Here is a 1,145-nt window from a genome sequence, read left to right as displayed (position 1 = left end):
AGCGTTCGAGCTCGACTTCCCATTCCGTCATGGTCAGCCCTCCAAGAGCCGACCACCCATGAATCATTGAAAAATCGATTCGGGAATCCTAAAAAATCACGAAAATCCAATAATCTGCCAAAGTAGTGTTAGGCCGTAGACTCGTAAGCGCGAGCACTAAATTCCCGGTGATCTCGCCGCCCAAGCCTTGGTGGCCTGGCAGCTTTCCATCGCTCGGGCGTAGGCAGGGCGTGCCGTCGTGCGGGCGAGATAGTCCCGCTCGATAGACCCGGGGACGTAGTTGCCAGTTCGCAGGCCAAGCAGGAGGGCGTAGCTCACCGAGATATCGGCAGCCGTGAATCGGTCGCCGGCTAGATAGGGGCAATCCGCGAGGCGGCGGATAACCAACCCCAGCCGGCTCTCGAAGGTCTCGAGTGCCCAGCAGGTAACCCGGGCATCTCGCTCGGCTTCGGGCGCCAGTTCGCGACCGACAAAGACGGCGTTCATCGGCCCGGCGAGCCCGGCCTCGCCTAAGTGGAGAAATTGCAGATAGGAGGCGAAGGCGGGATCGTCCGGGGCGACGGCAAGCGAACCTGAGCCGTGGCGGGCGAGCAGGTATTCAAGAATCGCGATCGATTCGACCATGATCGTCTCGCCGTCCTGCAGTGCGGGAATGAAGCCGGCGGGGTTGATTGCGAGGAAATCGCGATCATTCTCGACTGCAAGCAGATCGACCGGGCGCAGCCGATAAGCCAATCCTAATTCCTCGAGCAGCCAAACAACACGGAAGCCACGACCTTCGCCATAGACGGTGAGCATAGCTAAGCATTCCTGGATTGGACTAGATGTACTAACTCGCAGAGGTAGGCCAGTCGCGCAACGGACTATCGATGGCGCATGATGAGCTCAAGGCTTGGCGCATATTCGTCATCCTACAGTGCGGGCCCTTCCCACTGTATGGGTTCTTCACGACCTAGCTGAGCAGCGATCTTCGGCTATTGGGCCCTGAGCCGACGTGCAGCGAAAGCTCTGGCATGTCCGCTATCAAAGGGAGATTGTGTTGAAAAACTCAAAATCTGAGCGGTCGCAAAATTCTCGCGATGAGGTGAAAGGCGCCACATCCGCCATCTGGATCGTCCTCAAAGCCAATGGGAAGCTCGTCGGCT

At 58.3% G+C, this 1,145-nt stretch carries 1 protein-coding gene; it reads right to left on the bottom strand.

The annotated features are described in order from the left end of the window. Window positions 1-156: 156 nt before the first annotated feature. Window positions 157-798 carry a glutathione S-transferase family protein gene (locus AC629_RS43495; RefSeq protein ID WP_084810736.1) on the bottom strand — a complete coding sequence of 214 codons (642 nt, stop codon included), beginning with the start codon at window positions 796-798 and terminating at the stop codon, window positions 157-159. Between the last annotated feature and the right edge of the window lie 347 nt (window positions 799-1,145).

The organism is Bradyrhizobium sp. NAS80.1, assembly GCF_001908205.1.
Classification (GTDB): domain Bacteria; phylum Pseudomonadota; class Alphaproteobacteria; order Rhizobiales; family Xanthobacteraceae; genus Bradyrhizobium.
This window is presented reverse-complemented; position numbering and strand designations above follow the sequence as displayed.

Bases quoted from the DNA above. Each gene is read 5' to 3' on its own strand.
- AC629_RS43495 (WP_084810736.1), bottom strand. From the start codon at position 798: ATGCTCACCGTCTATGGCGAAGGTCGTGGCTTCCGTGTTGTTTGGCTG.